Source organism: Pseudomonas sp. H9, assembly GCF_004353925.1.
Classification (GTDB): Bacteria; Pseudomonadota; Gammaproteobacteria; order Pseudomonadales; family Pseudomonadaceae; genus Aquipseudomonas.
The window spans coordinates 19011-37938 of sequence record NZ_SMOK01000047.1; the positions used below are offsets into that span (position 1 = coordinate 19011).

Annotated in this window: 20 protein-coding genes; 17 read left to right on the forward strand and 3 right to left on the reverse strand. The window is 60.3% G+C overall.

What is annotated here, in order from left to right; genetic code table 11:
- Positions 1-349 precede the first annotated feature (349 nt).
- On the forward strand, positions 350-880 hold the full coding sequence (locus tag E1573_RS24855) for an RNA polymerase factor sigma-70 (protein WP_133217192.1): 531 nt from the start codon (positions 350-352) through the stop codon (positions 878-880).
- Positions 881-949: 69 nt separating this feature from the next.
- On the opposite strand, the gene E1573_RS24860 is transcribed toward E1573_RS24855, so the two are convergent.
- Together E1573_RS24860 and E1573_RS24865 are read right to left on the reverse strand one after the other, a co-directional pair.
- The gene (locus E1573_RS24860) at positions 950-1963 is read right to left on the reverse strand and encodes a GNAT family N-acetyltransferase (protein ID WP_133217194.1); all 1014 of its coding nucleotides are present in this window, start codon (positions 1961-1963) and stop codon (positions 950-952) included.
- A gap of 59 nt (positions 1964-2022) precedes the next feature.
- A complete protein-coding gene (locus E1573_RS24865; RefSeq protein ID WP_371925234.1) occupies positions 2023-2799 on the reverse strand; it encodes a substrate-binding periplasmic protein in 777 nt (258 codons plus the stop codon).
- 192 nt (positions 2800-2991) lie between these two features.
- Between E1573_RS24865 and E1573_RS24870 the strand changes: the two genes are divergently transcribed.
- Together E1573_RS24870 and E1573_RS24875 are read left to right on the forward strand one after the other, a co-directional pair.
- A complete protein-coding gene (locus E1573_RS24870) occupies positions 2992-3543 on the forward strand; it encodes an exonuclease domain-containing protein (RefSeq protein WP_133217197.1) in 552 nt (183 codons plus the stop codon).
- Positions 3544-3613: 70 nt separating this feature from the next.
- Positions 3614-3898: a pyrimidine/purine nucleoside phosphorylase gene (locus E1573_RS24875; RefSeq protein ID WP_010225980.1), complete on the forward strand. Its 285-nt coding sequence runs from the start codon at positions 3614-3616 to the stop codon at positions 3896-3898.
- Between the two features lie 70 nt (positions 3899-3968).
- Here E1573_RS24875 and E1573_RS24880 read toward each other — a convergent pair whose 3' ends face one another.
- Positions 3969-4658: an alpha/beta family hydrolase gene (locus tag E1573_RS24880; protein WP_133217516.1), complete on the reverse strand. Its 690-nt coding sequence runs from the start codon at positions 4656-4658 to the stop codon at positions 3969-3971.
- Positions 4659-4707: 49 nt separating this feature from the next.
- On the opposite strand from E1573_RS24880, the gene ccoN (E1573_RS24885) reads away from it, so the two are divergent.
- The 14 genes from ccoN (E1573_RS24885) to hemN all read left to right on the forward strand — a co-directional run bounded on the left by ccoN (E1573_RS24885) (position 4708) and on the right by hemN (position 18859).
- The gene (gene ccoN, locus E1573_RS24885) at positions 4708-6138 is read left to right on the forward strand and encodes a cytochrome-c oxidase, cbb3-type subunit I (RefSeq protein WP_133217198.1); all 1431 of its coding nucleotides are present in this window, start codon (positions 4708-4710) and stop codon (positions 6136-6138) included.
- A 10-nt stretch (positions 6139-6148) separates the two neighbouring features.
- A complete protein-coding gene (gene ccoO / locus E1573_RS24890) occupies positions 6149-6757 on the forward strand; it encodes a cytochrome-c oxidase, cbb3-type subunit II (protein ID WP_038613174.1) in 609 nt (202 codons plus the stop codon).
- A 5-nt stretch (positions 6758-6762) separates the two neighbouring features.
- Positions 6763-6960: a cbb3-type cytochrome c oxidase subunit 3 gene (locus E1573_RS24895; RefSeq protein ID WP_133217200.1), complete on the forward strand. Its 198-nt coding sequence runs from the start codon at positions 6763-6765 to the stop codon at positions 6958-6960.
- Positions 6957-7904 carry a cytochrome-c oxidase, cbb3-type subunit III gene (gene ccoP / locus E1573_RS24900; RefSeq protein WP_133217202.1) on the forward strand — a complete coding sequence of 316 codons (948 nt, stop codon included), beginning with the start codon at positions 6957-6959 and terminating at the stop codon, positions 7902-7904. Before E1573_RS24895 ends, ccoP (E1573_RS24900) begins: the two co-directional genes overlap by 4 nt.
- A gap of 488 nt (positions 7905-8392) precedes the next feature.
- A complete protein-coding gene (gene ccoN / locus E1573_RS24905) occupies positions 8393-9835 on the forward strand; it encodes a cytochrome-c oxidase, cbb3-type subunit I (protein WP_133217204.1) in 1443 nt (480 codons plus the stop codon).
- Entirely contained in the window at positions 9835-10443 is a 609-nt protein-coding gene (gene ccoO, locus E1573_RS24910) for a cytochrome-c oxidase, cbb3-type subunit II (RefSeq protein ID WP_036994387.1), read from the forward strand. The genes ccoN (E1573_RS24905) and ccoO (E1573_RS24910) overlap by 1 nt, the downstream gene beginning before the upstream one ends.
- A gap of 5 nt (positions 10444-10448) precedes the next feature.
- Positions 10449-10646, forward strand: coding sequence for a CcoQ/FixQ family Cbb3-type cytochrome c oxidase assembly chaperone (locus E1573_RS24915; RefSeq protein WP_010225992.1), 198 nt, complete (start codon positions 10449-10451; stop codon positions 10644-10646).
- Entirely contained in the window at positions 10643-11623 is a 981-nt protein-coding gene (gene ccoP, locus E1573_RS24920) for a cytochrome-c oxidase, cbb3-type subunit III (protein WP_133217206.1), read from the forward strand. The genes E1573_RS24915 and ccoP (E1573_RS24920) overlap by 4 nt, the downstream gene beginning before the upstream one ends.
- 359 nt (positions 11624-11982) lie before the next feature.
- Positions 11983-13398, forward strand: a complete 1416-nt coding sequence (gene ccoG / locus E1573_RS24925; protein WP_133217208.1) for a cytochrome c oxidase accessory protein CcoG — start codon at positions 11983-11985, stop codon at positions 13396-13398.
- Between the two features lie 12 nt (positions 13399-13410).
- Complete coding sequence (locus E1573_RS24930) at positions 13411-13950, forward strand: FixH family protein (RefSeq protein WP_133217209.1); 540 nt, start codon at positions 13411-13413, stop codon at positions 13948-13950.
- An 87-nt stretch (positions 13951-14037) separates the two neighbouring features.
- Complete coding sequence (locus E1573_RS24935) at positions 14038-16491, forward strand: heavy metal translocating P-type ATPase (RefSeq protein WP_133217210.1); 2454 nt, start codon at positions 14038-14040, stop codon at positions 16489-16491.
- 12 nt (positions 16492-16503) lie between these two features.
- Positions 16504-16716, forward strand: a complete 213-nt coding sequence (ccoS, locus tag E1573_RS24940) for a cbb3-type cytochrome oxidase assembly protein CcoS (protein ID WP_028945394.1) — start codon at positions 16504-16506, stop codon at positions 16714-16716.
- Positions 16709-17392, forward strand: coding sequence for a sulfite exporter TauE/SafE family protein (locus E1573_RS24945; RefSeq protein WP_133217211.1), 684 nt, complete (start codon positions 16709-16711; stop codon positions 17390-17392). Before ccoS ends, E1573_RS24945 begins: the two co-directional genes overlap by 8 nt.
- A gap of 84 nt (positions 17393-17476) precedes the next feature.
- Positions 17477-18859 (forward strand): oxygen-independent coproporphyrinogen III oxidase, encoded by a 1383-nt coding sequence (hemN, locus tag E1573_RS24950; protein WP_133217212.1) that lies wholly within the window; start codon positions 17477-17479, stop codon positions 18857-18859.
- Positions 18860-18928: the final 69 nt, after the last annotated feature.

The following is an 18928-nucleotide window of genomic DNA, read 5'->3' on the forward strand; positions in this document are numbered from 1 at the left end:
CGCAGCTGGCGCGTGTCGGGCACCGGGGGATGTACTCAGAGGAACGGATGGCCCGCGCAAATAATTAGATGCTTCTCCGATTGCCGGGAAACGACGGATTTTTGTAGGAGCGGGGTTGCCCCGCGATTGCGGGTTGCCTGGCACACCGCATCGCGGGGCAAGCCCGCTCCTACCGCAAACGAGTGATTTTTGAAGTGCGTCACAGCCTGAGGCTTATAACCAAAATATCTTGATACTCATTACTTTTCACATTTGACAATAATTATCATTACGAATAATTTGTCGCTCGTCGCAGCCAGCCTCCAGCCCAGGAGCGCTTCCCCTCCCTCTTCGAGACAAGGTGATTTCCATGGCGGAACAGCTATCCACAAGTAAGTGCGATTCACCGTTACTCAAGGCGTTTGTCGACAACCGCAGCATTCTGGTCAAGATCGCTGCCCGCATTACCGGCTGTCGCTCCCGCGCTGAAGATGTAGTGCAAGACGCCTTCTTTCGGCTGGGCTCCGCGCCGAACATCACCTCCTCGTTCAAGGCTCAACTGAGCTACTTGTTTCAGATCGTGCGCAACCTGGCCATCGATCACTACCGCAAGCAGTCGATGGAGCTGAAGTACTCAGGCAGCGAAGAAGAAGGCTTGAACGTGGTGGTTCATGGCGCCTCACCAGAGGCTGCGCACATCAACTTCGCCACCCTCGAACACATCGCCGACGCCTTGAACGAGCTGCCACAGCGCACCCGTTATGCCTTCGAGATGTACCGCCTGCATGGCGTTGCACAAAAAGACATTGCCAAAGAACTCGGTGTTTCGCCCACACTGGTCAACTTCATGATCCGCGATGCCATGGTTCATTGTCGCAAGGTCTCAAGTCAGAAGGCTTGAGAGCTGCAAGCTGCAAGTAGCGTGTACTCCGCTTGCAGCTTGCAGCTTTAAACTTGTGACTGCTCGCCCTTAGGCGAGCTTGCAACCATCAAAAAAGCGCTCACGCCCCAGCAGCATCAAGGCCGCTCGCTTGTGTGGAAAGTCGAATTCCTTTTCGCAGTGAAAACACTGGTCGTGCATGTAGCCGATCATTTTGCTGTTGTCAGCGCGCGGCTCGGCCACCACTCGCTGGGTGCGCGGGTCATCAAGAAACAGGTAGTGCACCAGGGCTGACAGCCAACTGGCGACTTTGTGCGGGCCGCGGTGATGCTCTTCGCCGACCAGCATGTGAATGCCACGGTCATAATCGTCGACCGGGTAAAACGGCGCGATGCGATCTTCCTTGGCCCAGTAGGCTTCGAAATAGGCAAAGGGCTGGTCGTCGAAACAACCGATCAAGGTCAAACTGTGCGGGTCGGCCTGCAGCTTGCTCAGGTATTCGCGGTGTTGTTCCAGGCTGCCGCCCTCCTGCCAGAAGTTCAGCACCCGCGGGTTGTTCTGCCAGCGGTTGAAGCGCTCCAGGTCGCTGTCGATTTCCAAGGTGCGCAGCGACACCCAGGCGCCCAGGCGGGCATCGAAACGCCGGTAGACCTCCCCACGCGGTTTCGGTGCCCGGCGCGGGTGGCGTTTACCCTCCGTCATTTGCATCTGTTGTGGATAAACACCTGCATAGGCCTGGCCCAACCAAGGCTGCGGCAATTGCCAGAATTGCGTCCGCTCACAGTGATACACACCGGCCTCGGCTTGAGCCACCAACAAACCGCTGAGCAGCACATCAGTCGGTGCTGTGTTCAGGTGCCAGGTCAGCCGCTGACAAGCCGGGTCTCGGGCGAACAGCCAATAGCACGCCGCCCACAGAGCCTGCTGCGCGCGCTCCTGGGCAAGCTCTTCAAGGTGAACATGCAAGGTTTCGCCGCGCGTCAGGCGTACGCGAATCAACGGACGGCCTTCCAATACAAGGCTCAGGTGGCAATCACCTTCATCGGCATGAAGGCTGCGCCAGCGGGGTAAAGACAAGGGTTGCGAAGCAGTGTCGAACGGCATGGACTTGGCTCACGAAGGAAAGGTGCTCACCTTTGTGAACGTGACCGTGAGCCGGAAATTTAGGGGGCTGGTGGGGTAATCACGCTGATGCGATAGGGCTGGAAAATACGCAGCAGTTCGCCGTTGTCACGCAGCTGCTGCATCAGGTCGGCGAAAGCCTGAGCACTGATCGGCGCTCCCGGACGCAACAAGGCGTAATGGTGATAAACCTGATCGATCCGTTGAGAGGTCAGCAACTGCCCGCTGCTTTTCGGGTTACGCACCAAAAATTCGCTGAGGTAGGAGCGCGTGACCAAGGCGATATCCGCCCGACCGCGCTGCACCATCAGCAGGTTGCTGTCGTGAGAATAGGTCAGTGTGGCGTTGTAATGCTCGGCCAGAAACTGCGGGTCGGGGTTGAAGTCGGCGAAGGCGTAGTGAAAGCCACTGTACAAGGCCAGGCGCTTGCCACGAAGGTCGGCGAAATAACGCTCATCACGGTCCGGTTGATTTCGGGTGACAAACACTTCGGCGTCTTCCAGGCCCATGTCGACCGCTTCGTGCTCGATCCCCTGCCAACCCCACTGCGGATTCTCGAAGATCGCCATGTCGGTACGCCCCTGACGCAAATCACCAAAGCGCCGCGGGATCGAGGTGGGCACCAGGACGAAACGGTAGTGTTGCTGGGAGTTGTTCAACGCCTCGACCAACTGTGGCAACAGCCCGGTCTCGGCACCCTTTTCGGGACGTACAGTATAAGGAGGGAAATGCGCCGCCCCGATCTTGACTTCGATTTCGTCGAACGCTTGGGCCATCGGCGCCAGCCACAGCATGGCGAGCATCAACAGCAATGGCATAGTCTGCGGCGTGGGCGTTGGACTCAAAGCTACACACTCTTTGCGGGTTTGAACCGGGTTGCGCCTAAGCTAGGCGTTTTCAAGACGCGGCACAACTATCGATTATGCCAAATTGCCACTGGCAATACGCCAGGGATACCCCAAGCGCTCAAGTTTGGCTACGCTCTAGCGAGTCTTGCAAGGAAACTAACTATGGGGCATTGGCTGGTGATCGACCTGGAAGCAACCACAGATGATGGGGGTTGGCCGGTCACAGATATGGAAGTCATCGAAATTGGTGCAACGCTGGTCAATCGACAAGGCCGGGAGGTCGATCATTTTCAACGTTTTGTCAAACCGCGGCGGCGCCCGCAACTTACCCCCTTCTGCCGGGAACTGACGCATATCAGCCAGGCCAGCGTCGACGCCGCAGCCCCCTTCAGCGAAGTCTGGGGGCAGTTCGAGCGCTGGATCAGCCATCACCGGGGGCACCTGCAAGCCTGGGTCAGCTGGGGCGACTACGACCGCCAGCAACTGCTGCAAGAGTGGCAACAGCATCAACTGCACAGCCTGCTCGCCGACCTGCCGCACATCAACCTCAAGCAGCGTTTTGCCAAAGCCCGCCAACTCCAACGTCCACTGGGCCTCAACGGCGCCTTGCAACTGGCTGGCCTGCAGTTTTGCGGGCAGCAACACCGCGCCCTGGAAGATGCCCGCAATACCGCACGCTTGCTGCCACTGAGCCTGCCCGCCAACGGCACCTGAAAGCGGATGACGGCGCCAGGCGCCTTGGGCATACTGGCCAACCTTTTCAGCCCCTTTTCAGGAGTCGCCCATGTTTAAGGTCAACGAGTACTTTGATGGCACCGTCAAGTCGATCGCCTTCGGCACCGCCGAAGGGCCGGCCACAGTCGGCGTGATGGCCCCCGGCGAGTACGAATTCGGCACCGCCCAACGCGAGATCATGCACGTGGTGTCTGGCGCCCTGACCGTCAAACTTCCCGACAGCGACAACTGGGAAACCTTTTCGGCAGGCAGCCAGTTCAATGTGCCGGCCAACAGCAAGTTCCAACTGAAAGTGGCGGTCGATACTGCTTACCTGTGCGAGTATCGCGGCTGATCAGTTAAACCCATCGCGGGGCAAACCCGCTCCTACAGGCTTTGTGGGAGCGGGCTTGCCCCGCGATGCATTAGCACACAAATGCCATGATTCGATCTGCAGCCGTCTGCAGGTGATCACTATGGCTGAACCCCGAAGCCTTCAATGGCTTCAGGTCATGGTCCCCCGCCTCCAGCCAACACAGTTCAATCGCCGGCGATAACACATAACCTTCCACCGCCTGCCGATTGCCCAACGCATCCCGCTCGCCCTGAACGATCAGCGTCGGCGTTTTCAGCTCGGCCAGATGCGCGACGCGCGGCTTCTCCGGTTTACCCGCGGCATAGAAGGGATACCCCAGACACACCAGTGCATCTGCCCCCAACTCATCAGCCAACAAACTGGCCATCCGCCCGCCCATTGACTTGCCACCAATGGCCAACGTCCCAGTGACCAATGGTCGCACCTGCTGATACACCTCACGCCAGCATTCCAGCAGCTTTGCCTGTGGATTTGGAGGCCTTTTGCCACCATCAAGACGGCGCTGCGCCATGTAAGGAAACTCAAAGCGCAACACCCCCAGCCCTTGTGCCGCCAGCCTTTGCGCCATTTCTTCCATGAACGCGCTGTCCATCGGAGCACCCGCGCCATGGGCCAAGATCAGGCAACACAAATGCGCGCCATCCTCCTGATTTTGCGGGGCATTCCAGCGCCAGCCGTGCCGTTCGATCAAGTGCCGCCATTGATCCCCGTCAATACCGGCCAATTGCCCATTACTCATGCTTGCCTCGCTATTTAGCCTGCCTATAACCGTGGATGGGAACCCATACATGAACACAACCAGCAGTACCGCCTACAACTACAAGGTGGTCCGCCAATTCGCCATTATGACGGTGGTGTGGGGAATCGTCGGGATGGGGCTCGGCGTTTTTCTTGCCGCGCAACTCGTCTGGCCTTCGCTCAACTTCGACCTCCCCTGGACCAGCTTCGGACGTCTACGCCCGCTGCACACCAACGCAGTAATCTTCGCCTTTGGCGGTTGCGCGCTGTTTGCCGCTTCGTACTATTCGGTCCAGCGAACCTGCCAGACCACCCTGTTCTCACCACGCCTTGCCTCGTTCACCTTCTGGGCCTGGCAATTGGTGATCGTGCTCGCTGCAGTCACTCTGCCACTGGGTTATACCAGCTCCAAGGAATACGCCGAACTGGAATGGCCGATCGATATCCTGATCACCATCGTCTGGGTCGCGTACGCCGTGGTGTTCTTCGGCACCCTGCTCAAGCGCACCACCAAGCACATCTATGTCGGTAACTGGTTCTTCGGTGCGTTCATCATCACCGTGGCGATCCTGCATATCGTCAACAACCTGGAAGTACCGGTCAGCCTGACCAAGTCCTACTCGCTGTACAGCGGCGCCACTGACGCCATGGTGCAGTGGTGGTACGGCCACAACGCCGTGGGCTTCTTCCTGACCGCCGGCTTCCTGGGGATGATGTACTACTTCGTGCCCAAGCAGGCTGAGCGTCCGGTGTATTCCTATCGCCTGTCGATCGTGCACTTCTGGGCGCTGATCACCCTGTACATCTGGGCCGGCCCGCACCACTTGCACTACACCGCTCTGCCAGACTGGGCGCAGTCGCTGGGCATGATCATGTCGCTGATCCTCCTGGCTCCGAGCTGGGGCGGCATGATCAACGGCATGATGACCTTGTCGGGCGCCTGGCATAAGCTGCGCAGCGACCCGATCCTGCGTTTCCTCGTGGTTTCCCTGGCGTTCTACGGCATGTCGACCTTTGAAGGTCCGATGATGGCGATCAAGACCGTCAACGCCCTGTCGCACTACACCGACTGGACCATCGGCCACGTACACGCTGGCGCCTTGGGCTGGGTAGCGATGATTTCGATCGGCGCCCTGTACCACATGATCCCGAAAGTCTTCGGCCGCGAGCAGATGTACAGCCTGGGCCTGATCAACGCGCACTTCTGGCTGGCCACTATCGGCACCGTGCTCTACATCGCCTCGATGTGGGTCAACGGTATTGCCCAGGGCCTGATGTGGCGCGCAGTCAACGCCGACGGCACGCTGACCTACTCCTTCGTCGAAACCCTGGTGGCCAGCCACCCTGGCTTCATCGTGCGCTTCGTCGGCGGGGCGATCTTCCTCGCTGGCATGCTGCTGATGGCCTACAACACCTGGCGCACTGTGCGTGCCCCGGTGGCCGCGACTGCGCCTGCCCCTGCCGCCGCGCAACTGGCCTGAGGAGATCGAGATGAAACACGAAGTAATCGAGAAGAACGTCTTCCTGCTGGTGCTGCTGATGGTGTTTGCCGTGAGCATCGGCGGCCTGACCCAGATCGTCCCGCTGTTCTTCCAGGACGTCACCAACAAGCCGGTCGAAGGCATGAAGCCGTACACCGCGCTGCAACTGGAAGGCCGCGACATCTATATCCGTGAAGGTTGCGTGCAGTGCCACTCGCAGATGATCCGTCCGTTCCGCGCTGAAACCGAGCGCTACGGCCACTACTCGGTCGCCGGTGAGAGCGTTTGGGATCACCCATTCCTGTGGGGTTCCAAGCGTACCGGCCCGGACCTGGCCCGTGTCGGCGGCCGCTACTCCGATGACTGGCACCGCGCTCACTTGTACAACCCGCGCAACGTCGTGCCTGAGTCGAAGATGCCGGCTTACCCATGGCTGGTCGCAAGCCCGGTAGACAGCAGCCATACCGAAACCAAGCTGCGCACCATGCGCACCCTCGGCGTGCCTTACACCGACGCCGATATCAGCGGTGCCGTGGAATCGATCAAGGGCAAGACCGAGATGGATGCGCTGGTCGCCTACCTGCAGGTGCTCGGCACCGCGATCAAGAACAAGAGGTAAGGGCCATGGACTTCACACTGGATATCGGCCAGCTGCGCGGCCTGGGCACCCTCCTGGTGGCCATCGCCTTCATCGGCCTGTCGCTGTGGGTGTTCAACCGGCGGCGTGACCGCGAGTTTGCCGAGGCAAGCCTGCTGCCATTCGCCGATGACCGCCTGGCACCTGTCGCCAACGAACCCGCACCGAGGAGTAACGGGCAATGACCACCTTCTGGAGTACGTACATCAGCGTACTGACCATCGGCAGCCTGATCGGCTTGACCTGGCTGCTGCTGGCCACGCGCAAGGGCGAAAAGCCCAACGGCGGCGACCAGACCATGGGCCACAGCTTCGACGGCATCGAGGAGTACGACAACCCGCTGCCCAAATGGTGGTTCTGGCTGTTCGTCGGCACCCTGGTGTTCTCGGTGGGCTACCTGATCCTCTACCCGGGCCTGGGTAACTGGAAAGGCATCCTGCCGGGCTATCAGGACGGCTGGACTCAGGTGAACGAATGGCAAAAGGAAATGGACAGGGCTGATGCCAAGTTTGGTCCGATCTTCGCCAAGTTCGCCGCCATGCCGGTTGAGGAAGTAGCCAAAGACCCGCAAGCGCTGAAAATGGGTGGCCGCCTGTTCGCCTCCAACTGCTCGGTGTGCCACGGCTCCGACGCCAAGGGTGCCTACGGCTTCCCTAACCTGACCGACAAGGACTGGCGCTGGGGCGGTGACCCGGACACCATCAAACAGTCGATCATGAACGGCCGCCACGGCGTCATGCCAGCTTGGGCCGAAGTGATTGGCGAGCAAGGTGTGGCTGACGTCGCCGGCTTCGTTCTGACCAACCTCGATGGCCGCAAACTGCCGGAAGGTACCAAGGCCGATGTGGCCAATGGCGAGAAGCTCTTCGCAGCCAACTGTGTGGCTTGCCACGGCCCTGAAGGTAAAGGCACACCGGCGATGGGCGCACCGGACCTGACTCACCCGCAAGCGTTCATCTACGGTTCGAGTTTCGCCCAGCTGCAACAGACTATCCGTTACGGCCGTCAAGGCCAGATGCCTGCGCAGGAAGCGATCCAAGGCAACGATAAAGTCCACCTGCTGGCCGCGTATGTCTACAGCCTGTCGCAGGATGAAGCAGGCCAGAGCGAAAACCTGTCTGCCAAGTAAAACGACCGCGTAACTGAGCCTTGACTCAAACCGCCGCATCCCTCCGGATGCGGCGGTTCCCTTTCCCCCTTGCGACCAAGTGTCGCACCTCCCCCGCCGCCCCGCCTTGCAGCCGCCCTGATCGGAACTAAGCTTGTTGCCACAGCGACCGTCAGCCAGGGACCGTGAAATCCCTTGATCGGTCGTGACTGTTGAAGAATGCGTGCAAAGGCAGATGGGATCGGCTCGACCTCTTTGTACCCCAGTGGCCGGAAACGGAGACGGGGCACAACAAGCCTGACCGATTGGACAAGAAAAGATGAATAACAGTACACATATCAATCAGATAATTGTGTACACTTTGTCCGCCAACAGAGCCCGGAACAGCAGTAAACCGGGCTTTGGCAAGGGTCGGCGCGGGAGCCATCGCGTTGCAATAACCACACGGTTTATACATACTTGCGCCGATTTTTTAACCTACAAAAACACCCAAACCGTGGAACCTTAGAATGAGCACAGCAATCAGTCCGACTGCTTATAACTATAAGGTCGTCCGCCAGTTCGCCATCATGACGGTGGTCTGGGGGATCCTTGGCATGGGGCTTGGAGTCTTCATCGCCTCGCAATTGGTATGGCCCCAGCTGAACCTGGACCTGCCATGGACGAGTTTTGGACGCCTTCGCCCACTGCACACCAACTTGGTGATTTTCGCCTTCGGTGGTTGTGCGCTGTTTGCCACTTCCTATTATGTGGTGCAGCGTACCTGCCAGACGCGACTGATTTCCGATAGCCTCGCGGCCTTCACCTTCTGGGGTTGGCAAGCGGTGATCGTCGGTGCGCTCATTACCCTGCCACTGGGTTACACCACGACCAAGGAATACGCCGAGCTGGAATGGCCGATCGCCATTTTGCTGGCCATTGTCTGGGTCACCTACGGTGTGGTGTTCTTCGGCACCATCGTCAAGCGCAAGACCAAGCACATCTATGTAGGTAACTGGTTCTACGGTGCCTTCATTGTCGTGACTGCGATGCTGCACATCGTCAACCACATGTCGCTGCCGGTCAGCCTGTTCAAGTCGTACTCGGCTTACTCGGGTGCAACCGACGCGATGATCCAGTGGTGGTACGGCCACAACGCCGTGGGCTTCTTCCTGACCACCGGCTTCCTGGGCATGATGTACTACTTCGTACCCAAGCAGGCTGAGCGTCCGATCTACTCGTATCGCCTGTCGATCGTGCACTTCTGGGCACTGATCACTCTGTACATCTGGGCTGGCCCGCACCACCTGCACTACACCGCCCTGCCAGACTGGGCACAATCGCTGGGCATGGCCATGTCGATCATTCTGCTGGCACCAAGCTGGGGCGGCATGATCAACGGCATGATGACCCTGTCGGGCGCCTGGCATAAGCTGCGCACCGACCCGATCCTGCGTTTCCTCGTGGTATCGCTGGCGTTCTACGGCATGTCGACCTTCGAAGGTCCGATGATGGCGATCAAGACCGTCAACTCGCTGTCGCACTACACCGACTGGACCGTTGGCCACGTACACGCCGGCGCCTTGGGCTGGGTAGCAATGATCTCGATCGGCGCCCTGTACCACCTGATCCCGAAAGTCTACGGCCGCGAGCAGATGCACAGCATCGGCCTGATCAACGCGCACTTCTGGCTGGCTACCATCGGTACCGTTCTGTACATCGCCTCGATGTGGGTCAACGGCATTACCCAAGGCCTGATGTGGCGTGCAATCAACGACGACGGCACCCTCACCTACTCCTTCGTTGAAGCGCTGCAAGCCAGCCATCCGGGCTTTATGGTCCGCGCCCTGGGTGGTGCGTTCTTCGCCTCCGGCATGTTGCTGATGGCCTACAACGTGTTCCGCACCGTCCGCGCCTCGAAGCCGGCCGAAGCTGAAGCCGCCGCTCAGATCGCTGTCGTGGGAGCCCACTGATGAAGCATGAAGTAGTCGAGAAGAATATCGGCCTGCTGGCCTTCTTCATGGTCATCGCCGTGAGTATCGGCGGCCTGACCCAAATCGTCCCGCTGTTCTTCCAGGACGTTACCAACAAGCCGGTCGAAGGCATGAAGCCGCGCACCGCGCTGGAACTGGAAGGCCGTGACATTTACATCCGTGAAGGCTGCGTTCAGTGCCACTCGCAGATGATTCGTCCGTTCCGTGCTGAAACCGAGCGCTATGGCCACTACTCGGTGGCCGGTGAAAGCGTCTGGGACCACCCGTTCCTGTGGGGTTCCAAGCGTACCGGCCCGGACCTGGCCCGTGTTGGCGGTCGTTACTCCGACGACTGGCACCGTGCTCACCTGTACAACCCGCGCAACGTCGTGCCTGAGTCGAAAATGCCGGCCTACCCATGGCTGGTAGAAAACAAGCTCGACGGCAAAGACACGGTCAAGAAGATGGAAGTCCTGCGCACCCTCGGCACGCCGTACACCGATGAAGACATCGCCGGTGCCCGCGACGCAGTCAAGGGCAAGACTGAAATGGACGCCCTGGTTGCCTACCTGCAAGGCCTGGGCACCATCATCAAAAGCAAACGGTGACATTGATGGATATCGGGATGATTCGTGGCCTGGGCACCGTCGTCGTGATGGTGGCCTTCATCGGCCTGGCGTTGTGGGTGTTCAGTTCTCGGCGCAAGTCCGAGTTCGACGAAGCGACCATGCTGCCCTTCGCGGATGATCCCGAAGCCAGCAAGCACGTCGAGCAAGCGCAAGCGAAAGCGTCTAGGAGTAACAACGAATGACTACCTTCTGGAGTCTGTACGTCACCGTTTTGAGTCTGGGCACCATCTTCGCCCTGACCTGGCTGCTGCTGTCCACCCGCAAGGGACAACGCAGCGATATCACCGAAGAAACCGTAGGCCATGCCTACGATGGCATCGAAGAGTACGACAACCCGCTGCCCCAGTGGTGGTTCTGGCTGTTCGTCGGCACCATCGTTTTCGCCCTCGGCTACCTGGTGCTGTACCCAGGCCTGGGTAACTGGAAAGGCGTGTTGCCAGGCTACCAGTACCTGGATAACGAGAAGAAAACCGAGTTCGCCAACGGCCAGGAAGGCTGGACTGGCGTGCACGAGTGGGAAAAGGAAATGCTCCGTGCAGATGCCAAATTTGGGCCGATTTTCGCCAAATTTGCAGCCATGCCGATTGAAGAAGTCGCCAAAGACCCGCAAGCCCTGAAAATGGGCGGCCGTCTTTTCGCTTCCAACTGCTCGGTGTGCCACGGTTCCGATGCCAAGGGTTCCTACGGCTTCCCTAACCTGACCGACAACGACTGGCGCTGGGGCGGCGACCCGCAAACCATCAAAGCCACCATCATGGGTGGTCGCCATGGCGTGATGCCGGCCTGGGCGGAAGTAATCGGCGAACAAGGCGTTGCCGACGTCGCCGCTTACGTGCTGACCAACCTGGACGGCCGCAAGCTGCCAGAAGGCGCCAAAGCTGACGCAGCCAATGGCCAGAAGCTGTTTGCCGCCAACTGCGTGGCCTGCCACGGTCCTGAAGGTAAAGGTACCCCGGCCATGGGTGCACCTAACCTGACCCATCCGCAGGCGTTCATTTACGGTTCGAGCTTCGCGCAACTGCAGCAGACCATCCGTTACGGCCGTCAAGGCCAGATGCCTGCTCAGGAAGCGATCCAGGGCAATGACAAGGTCCACCTGCTGGCCGCCTATGTCTACAGCCTGTCGCACCAAGAAGATAAGGCTACCGAAGCGAAGTAATTCGTCCGGTAGCGCGAAGCCCCGTCAGTGCAGACTGCCGGGGCTTTTTTATACAACTTGTATCTGTAGGAGCGGGCTTGCCCCGCGATTGCGGTTTGATCTGTCACACCGCATCGCGGGGCAAGCCCGCTCCCACAGCAAGCCCGCTCCCACAAACCACTGGCAAGCTGCCTGCATGACCCAGATCAATTGACACGCCCACTACACTAATCATCAGGCAAACCCAACGCGACTAAAAGTCGCAGCCGTGCCCCATGTTGCCACTACAGGCGTATTATCCGACCTAGAGCAGCATAAACGTCTGACTGCGATCGGCACGTACTGATCGTGGCACTCTTCCACTGCCGTGGGACTCAATGATGAGCAAGCAGATTCCTGTACATGATGTCACCCCGCCTGCCAATAAGAATAAAGACGGCGTCGATCTTTACGCGTCTCGGGAAAAAATCTACACCCGAGCCTTCACCGGCATTTTCCGCAATTTGCGCATGGTCGGTGGCGCTGTCCTGTTCCTGCTGTACTTCGGTACGGTGTGGCTGAATTGGGGTAATCACCAGGCGGTCTGGTGGAACCTGCCAGAGCGCAAGTTCTACATCTTTGGCGCGACCATCTGGCCCCAGGATTTCATCCTGCTTTCAGGCCTGTTGATCGTTGCCGCCTTTGGTCTGTTCTTCATCACCGTATTCGCAGGCCGGGTCTGGTGCGGCTACACCTGCCCGCAGAGTGTATGGACCTGGATTTTCATGTGGTGCGAGAAGGTCACTGAAGGTGACCGTAACCAACGCATGAAACTCGACAAGGCGCCGATGAGCGCCAACAAGTTCCTGCGCAAGCTGGCCAAGCACAGCCTGTGGCTGGTGATCGGCTTTGTCACCGGCATGACCTTCGTCGGCTATTTCTCGCCAATCCGCGAGCTGGTCGTCGAGTTCTTCACCGGCCAGGCCGACGGCTGGGCTTATTTCTGGGTCGGTTTCTTCACCCTGGCTACCTACGGCAACGCCGGTTGGTTGCGTGAGCAGGTGTGCATTTACATGTGCCCTTATGCCCGTTTCCAGAGCGTGATGTTCGACAAAGACACCCTGATCGTTTCCTACGATCCGCGTCGTGGCGAAACCCGCGGCCCACGCAAAAAAGACATCGACTACAAAGCCAAAGGGCTCGGTGACTGCATCGACTGCACCATGTGCGTCCAGGTGTGCCCGACCGGCATCGACATCCGTGACGGCTTGCAGATCGAGTGCATTGGCTGCGCCGCCTGCATCGACGCCTGCGATTCGATCATGGACAAGATGAACTACCCCAAAGGCCTGATCAGCTACACCACTGAACACAACCTGTCGGGGCAGAAGACCCATATGCTGCGCCCGCGCCTGATCGGCTATGCGGTGGTGTTGCTGGCCATGATTACCCTGCTCACCAGCGCCTTCATCCTGCGTCCGCTGGTAGGCTTCGATGTCAGCAAAGACCGCGTGCTGTACCGCGAAAACGCGATGGGCCGGATCGAAAACGTCTACAGCCTGAAGGTCATGAACAAAGACCAACGCGACCACGTTTACGTGCTTGAAGCGGCCGGCCTGCCGGACCTCAAGCTGGAAGGCGCGAAAGAAATCCGCGTCGCGGCCGGCGACATTGTCAGCCTGCCAGTACAACTGTCGATGGCCCCGGAAAAACTGCCATCGAGCACCAACGAAGTGACCTTCATCCTCAAGGACGCCGACGACAGCGCCACCCAGGTTGAAGCCAAGAGCCGTTTCATCGGCCCACAAATTCGATAAGAGACTGAGCCTATGCCTTCTGCAACCGCCGCAAGCCCCTGGTACAAGCACCTCTGGCCGTGGATCATCATCGGGGTGCTGGCCACCTCGGTGACCCTGAGCCTGACTATGGTCACTATTGCGGTGAACAACCCAGACAATCTGGTCAACGACAACTACTACGAGGCGGGCAAAGGCATCAACCGCTCGCTCGACCGTGAACTGCTGGCCCAGAACCTCAACCTCAAGGCCAGCGTGCACCTTGACGAGCTGACCGGTGAAGTTGAACTGCGCCTGAGCGGCAACAGCCAGCCGAAAACCCTGGAGCTGAACCTGATCTCGCCAACGCAGCCAGAGAAGGACCGCCGGGTCATCCTGGCCCAGAGCGCCAGCGAAGCCGGACGCTATGTTGGTCAGCTGACCGACAGGGTCGAAGGGCGTCGCTTCGTCGAACTGCTCGGCAGTGAGAACGAGCATGTCTGGCGCCTGTTCGAAGAAGAACAGGTAGGCCATGACGTCACCCTGCAGCTGGGTGATGAAGCGCTGCAAGGGGCTGAACACCTCGAAAAATGAGTCGTCATTGATCGCGGGGCAAGTCCGCTCCCACGTGGGAGCGGGCTTGCCCCGCGATCAGTTCCTCAGACCTTACGATAGATCGCCATGACCAGCCCCACGCCTTGCTATCACTGCGCCCTGCCCGTCCCTGCTGGCAGCCACTTCACCGCCGTGGTACTCGGCCAGCCCCGGCTGTTCTGCTGCCCAGGCTGCCAGGCGGTGGCCGAAGCCATTGTTGCCGGAAACCTGGAAAGCTATTACCAGCACCGCAGCGAAGCCAGCGCCAACCCCGAGGCCCTGCCCCAGCAACTGGTCGACGAACTGGCGCTGTATGACCGCGCCGACGTGCAAAAACCCTTCGTACGCCACAGTGGCGAACTGGCCGAAACCACCCTGCTGATTGAAGGCATCAGCTGCGCCGCCTGTGGCTGGCTGATCGAAAAGCACCTGCGCAACCTGCCCGGCGTCGCCGAGGCACGTCTGAACCTGTCCAACCATCGCCTGCAGGTCAACTGGGCCGACAGTCAGTTGCCGCTATCCGCCCTGCTGGCCGAGCTGCGCCATATCGGCTATGCCGCCCACCCTTATCAGGCCGATCGTGCCGCCGAACAACTGGCCAACGAAAACCGTACCGCCCTGCGCCAACTAGGCGTCGCCGGCCTGCTATGGTTCCAGGCGATGATGGCGACCATGGCCACCTGGCCCGAATTCAACATCGACCTGAGCCCGGAGTTGCACACCATCCTGCGCTGGGTCGCACTGTTCCTCACTACCCCTATTGTTTTCTATAGCTGCGCCCCCTTCTTCCGTGGCGCCGCCCGCGACCTGCGCACCCGCCACCTGACCATGGATGTCTCGGTCTCGCTGGCGATCGGCCTGGCCTATGGCGCCGGTATCTGGACCGCTATCACTGGCAGTGGCGAGTTGTATTTCGACGCAGTGGGCATGTTCGCCTTGTTTCTACTGACGGGCCGCTACTTGGAACGCCGCGCGCGTGAGCGCACTGCCGCCGCCACCGCGCAACTGGTCAACCTGTTGCCTGCCTCGTGCCTGCGCCTGGGGGCGGCAGGGCAAAGCGAGCGGATCTTGCTCAGCGAGCTGCAACTGGGTGATTGCGTGCTGATCCAACCCGGCCATGTAGTGCCGGCCGATGGACGCATCGTCAACGGCCAGTCGAGTGTCGATGAATCGCTGCTCACCGGCGAATACCTGCCGCAACCGCGCCGTGCGGGCGATGCCGTGACCGCCGGCACGCTGAACATCGAAAGCGCTCTGACCGTCGAAGTACAGGCCCTGGGGCAAGACACGCGCCTGTCGGCGATCGTCCGCCTGCTGGAGCGCGCGCAGTCAGAGAAACCGCGCCTGGCTGAAATCGCCGACCGTGCCTCGCAATGGTTCTTGCTGTTCTCGCTGGTGGCCGCTGCCGGGATTGGCCTGCTGTGGTGGCAGCTGGACCCGTCACGGGCGTTCTGGATCGTACTGGCGATGCTGGTTGCCACCTGCCCTTGCGCACTGTCGCTGGCCACCCCGACGGCACTCACCGCTGCCACTGGCACCCTGCACAAACTCGGCCTGCTGCTGACCCGCGGCCATGTCCTCGAAGGCCTGAACCAGATCGACACGGTGATCTTCGACAAAACCGGCACGCTGACCGAAGGGCGTCTGACGTTACGCGCTATTCGCCCTCTGGCCGAGGCCGACGCCGATCAGTGCCTGATGCTCGCCGCCGCCTTGGAAAACCGCTCCGAACACCCGATTGCCCGCGCCTTCGGCCGTGCCAGCATTCCCGCCGATGAAGTACACGCCGAACCCGGTCTCGGGCTTGAAGGCGTGGTGCAAGGGCAGCGCCTGCGCATCGGCGAACCCGGCTTCGTGAGCGCCCTGAGCGGCACAGCACCACCGCCGATGCCCGCCGAGCCCGGCCAATGGCTGTTGCTGGGCAATAGCCAGGGCGCGCTGGCCTGGCTGGTACTCGATGACCGCCTGCGCCACGACGCCGCCGACCTGCTCGCTGCCTGCCGCGCCCGCGGCTGGCAGACTTTGCTGCTGTCCGGTGACAGTTCGCCCATGGTGTACAGCGTGGCCAGCGAACTGCAGATTGACCAGGCGATCGGCGGCTTGCGCCCCGACGACAAGCTGGAAAAACTCAAGGCCCTGCAACAACAGGGACGCAAAGTGCTGATGCTTGGCGACGGCGTCAACGACGTACCGGTGCTGGCCGCCGCCGACATCAGTATCGCCATGGGATCGGCCACCGACCTGGCCAAGACCAGCGCCGACGCCGTGCTGCTGTCCAATCGCCTGGATGCCTTGATCCAGGCCTTCAGCCTGGCCCGACGCACGCGGCGCATCATTATCGAAAACCTGCTGTGGGCAGCGCTGTATAATGGCCTCATGTTGCCGTTCGCTGCACTGGGCTGGATTACGCCGGTCTGGGCCGCGATCGGTATGTCGGTGAGTTCGCTGATCGTCGTGCTCAACGCCTTGCGCCTGACCCGCATCAGCGCACTGGCCAGCAACGACCCGGCAACCCACACCTCTGACCCTGCCACGGCCTGATCAGGAGCCCACATGCCTGCGCTTTACGTCATGATTCCGGCCGCGCTGCTGATCGTCGCCATCGCTGTGTACATTTTTTTCTGGGCGGTAGACAGCGGCCAGTACGACGACCTAGACGGCCCGGCCCACAGCATCCTGTTCGACGACCAGGACCCACAACACACTGCGGCGATGGACGAAGCCGACGGCAAGAAACCCGACGACGGCGCACCACCTCGTGCTTGAACTGCTCCCCCTGCTCAGCTCGGCGCTGATCCTCGGCCTGCTGGGCGGCGGCCATTGCCTGGGGATGTGCGGCGGCCTGATGGGCGCGCTGACCCTGGCCATCCCTCAAGAGCAACGCAGCCGTCGCTTCCGCCTGCTGCTGGCCTACAACCTGGGGCGTATCGCCAGCTACGCTCTGGCCGGCCTGCTGCTCGGCCTGGCCGGCTGGGCCGTGGCCAACAGCACGGTGGCCCTTGGCATGCGTGTGGTCGCGGGGTTACTGCTGATCAGCATGGGCCTGTACTTGGCCGGCTGGTGGAGCGGCCTGACCCGCATCGAGGGCCTGGGCCGCGGCTTGTGGCGGCATATCCAGCCGGTCGCCAACCGCTTGCTGCCAGTGTCGAGCTGGCCGCGCGCTCTGCTGCTCGGCGCACTGTGGGGTTGGCTGCCGTGTGGCCTGGTCTATAGCACCCTGCTATGGGCCGCCAGCCAGGGTAATGCCGTCGACAGCGCCCTACTGATGCTGGCCTTCGGCCTCGGCACCTGGCCGGTGCTGCTGGCCACCGGGCTTGCCGCCGAACGTACCAGTGCCTTGCTGCGCAAACGGCAGATCCGCGTCGCCGGTGGTTTGCTGGTGATCCTGTTCGGTATCTGGACCCTGCCCGGCCCGCACCAGCACTGGCTCATGGGGCACTGAAGCCACGTTGATGCAAATCAAGATGTAAAATCTGATGTCCGCCTAGAATTTTGCACACTGCTGCTCATTCTGGGGATTGCCCACATGCTCGACGCACTTCGTTGGGACTCCGACCTGATCCGTCGCTACGACCTGTCTGGCCCACGTTACACCTCCTACCCCACTGCGGTGCAATTGCACAGCGAAGTCGGCTCCTTTGACCTCCTGCACGCCTTGCGCGACAGCCGCCGTGCCGTGCGCCCGTTGTCGCTGTACGTGCACGTGCCGTTCTGCGCCAACATTTGCTACTACTGCGCCTGCAACAAAGTCATCACCAAAGACCGCGCCCGCGCCCAGCCGTACCTACAGCGCCTGGAGCAGGAAATTCAGCTGATCGCCTGTCACCTTGACCCCAAGCAGACCGTCGAGCAATTGCATTTTGGTGGCGGCACCCCGACCTTTCTCAGCCACGTCGAACTGCGTCAGCTGATGGCCAGCTTGCGTCAGCACTTCAACCTGCTCGACGATGACTCCGGTGATTACGGCATCGAAATTGACCCACGTGAAGCCGACTGGCCGACCATGGGCCTGCTGCGTGAACTGGGTTTCAACCGCGTCAGCCTCGGCGTGCAAGATCTCGATCCGGCCGTACAGCGCGCGATCAATCGCCTGCAAAGCCTGGAGCAGACCCGGGCAATCATCGACGCGGCCCGCACCTTGCAATTTCGCTCGATCAACCTCGACCTGATCTACGGCCTGCCCAAACAAACCCCGGAAGGCTTTGCCCGTACCGTGGAAGAAGTCATCAAGCTGCAACCCGACCGCCTGTCGGTGTTCAACTATGCCCACCTGCCCGAGCGCTTCATGCCGCAAAGACGCATCGACAGCAACGACCTGCCAGCCCCTTCGGCCAAGCTGGAAATGCTGCAGCGCACCATCGAGCAACTGACCGCAGCCGGTTATCGCTACATCGGTATGGACCATTTCGCTCTGCCCGACGACGAACTGGCCATCGCCCAGGAAGAATCAACGCTGCAACGTAACTTTCAGGGCTACACCACTCACGGTCATTGCGACCTGATTGGCCTGGGCGTATCGGCCATCAGCCAGATCGGTGACCTGTATTGCCAGAACAGCAGTGACCTCAATACCTACCAGGACACCCTGTCCAGCGCCCAACTGGCCAGCAGCCGTGGCCTGATCTGCACCGCTGACGACCGCGTGCGCCGTGCTGTGATCCAACAGCTGATCTGCCATTTCGAATTGGACTTCGACAGCATCGAGGAAGAGTTCACCATCGACTTTCGCGGTTACTTCAAAGACCTCTGGCCCGACTTGCAAGCCATGCACAATGACGGCCTGATCAACCTCAGCACTCAGGGCATCCAGGTACTGCCCGCTGGCCGCCTGCTGGTACGTTCGGTATGTATGGTGTTTGATGCCTACCTTGGCCTACACAATCAGCAAAAATTTTCCCGCGTCATCTGATCCAGCTTCGGACACGGTTTACAGTAATAAATGTAAAGCACACTATGTTTAACAGAGGTCGGACGATAA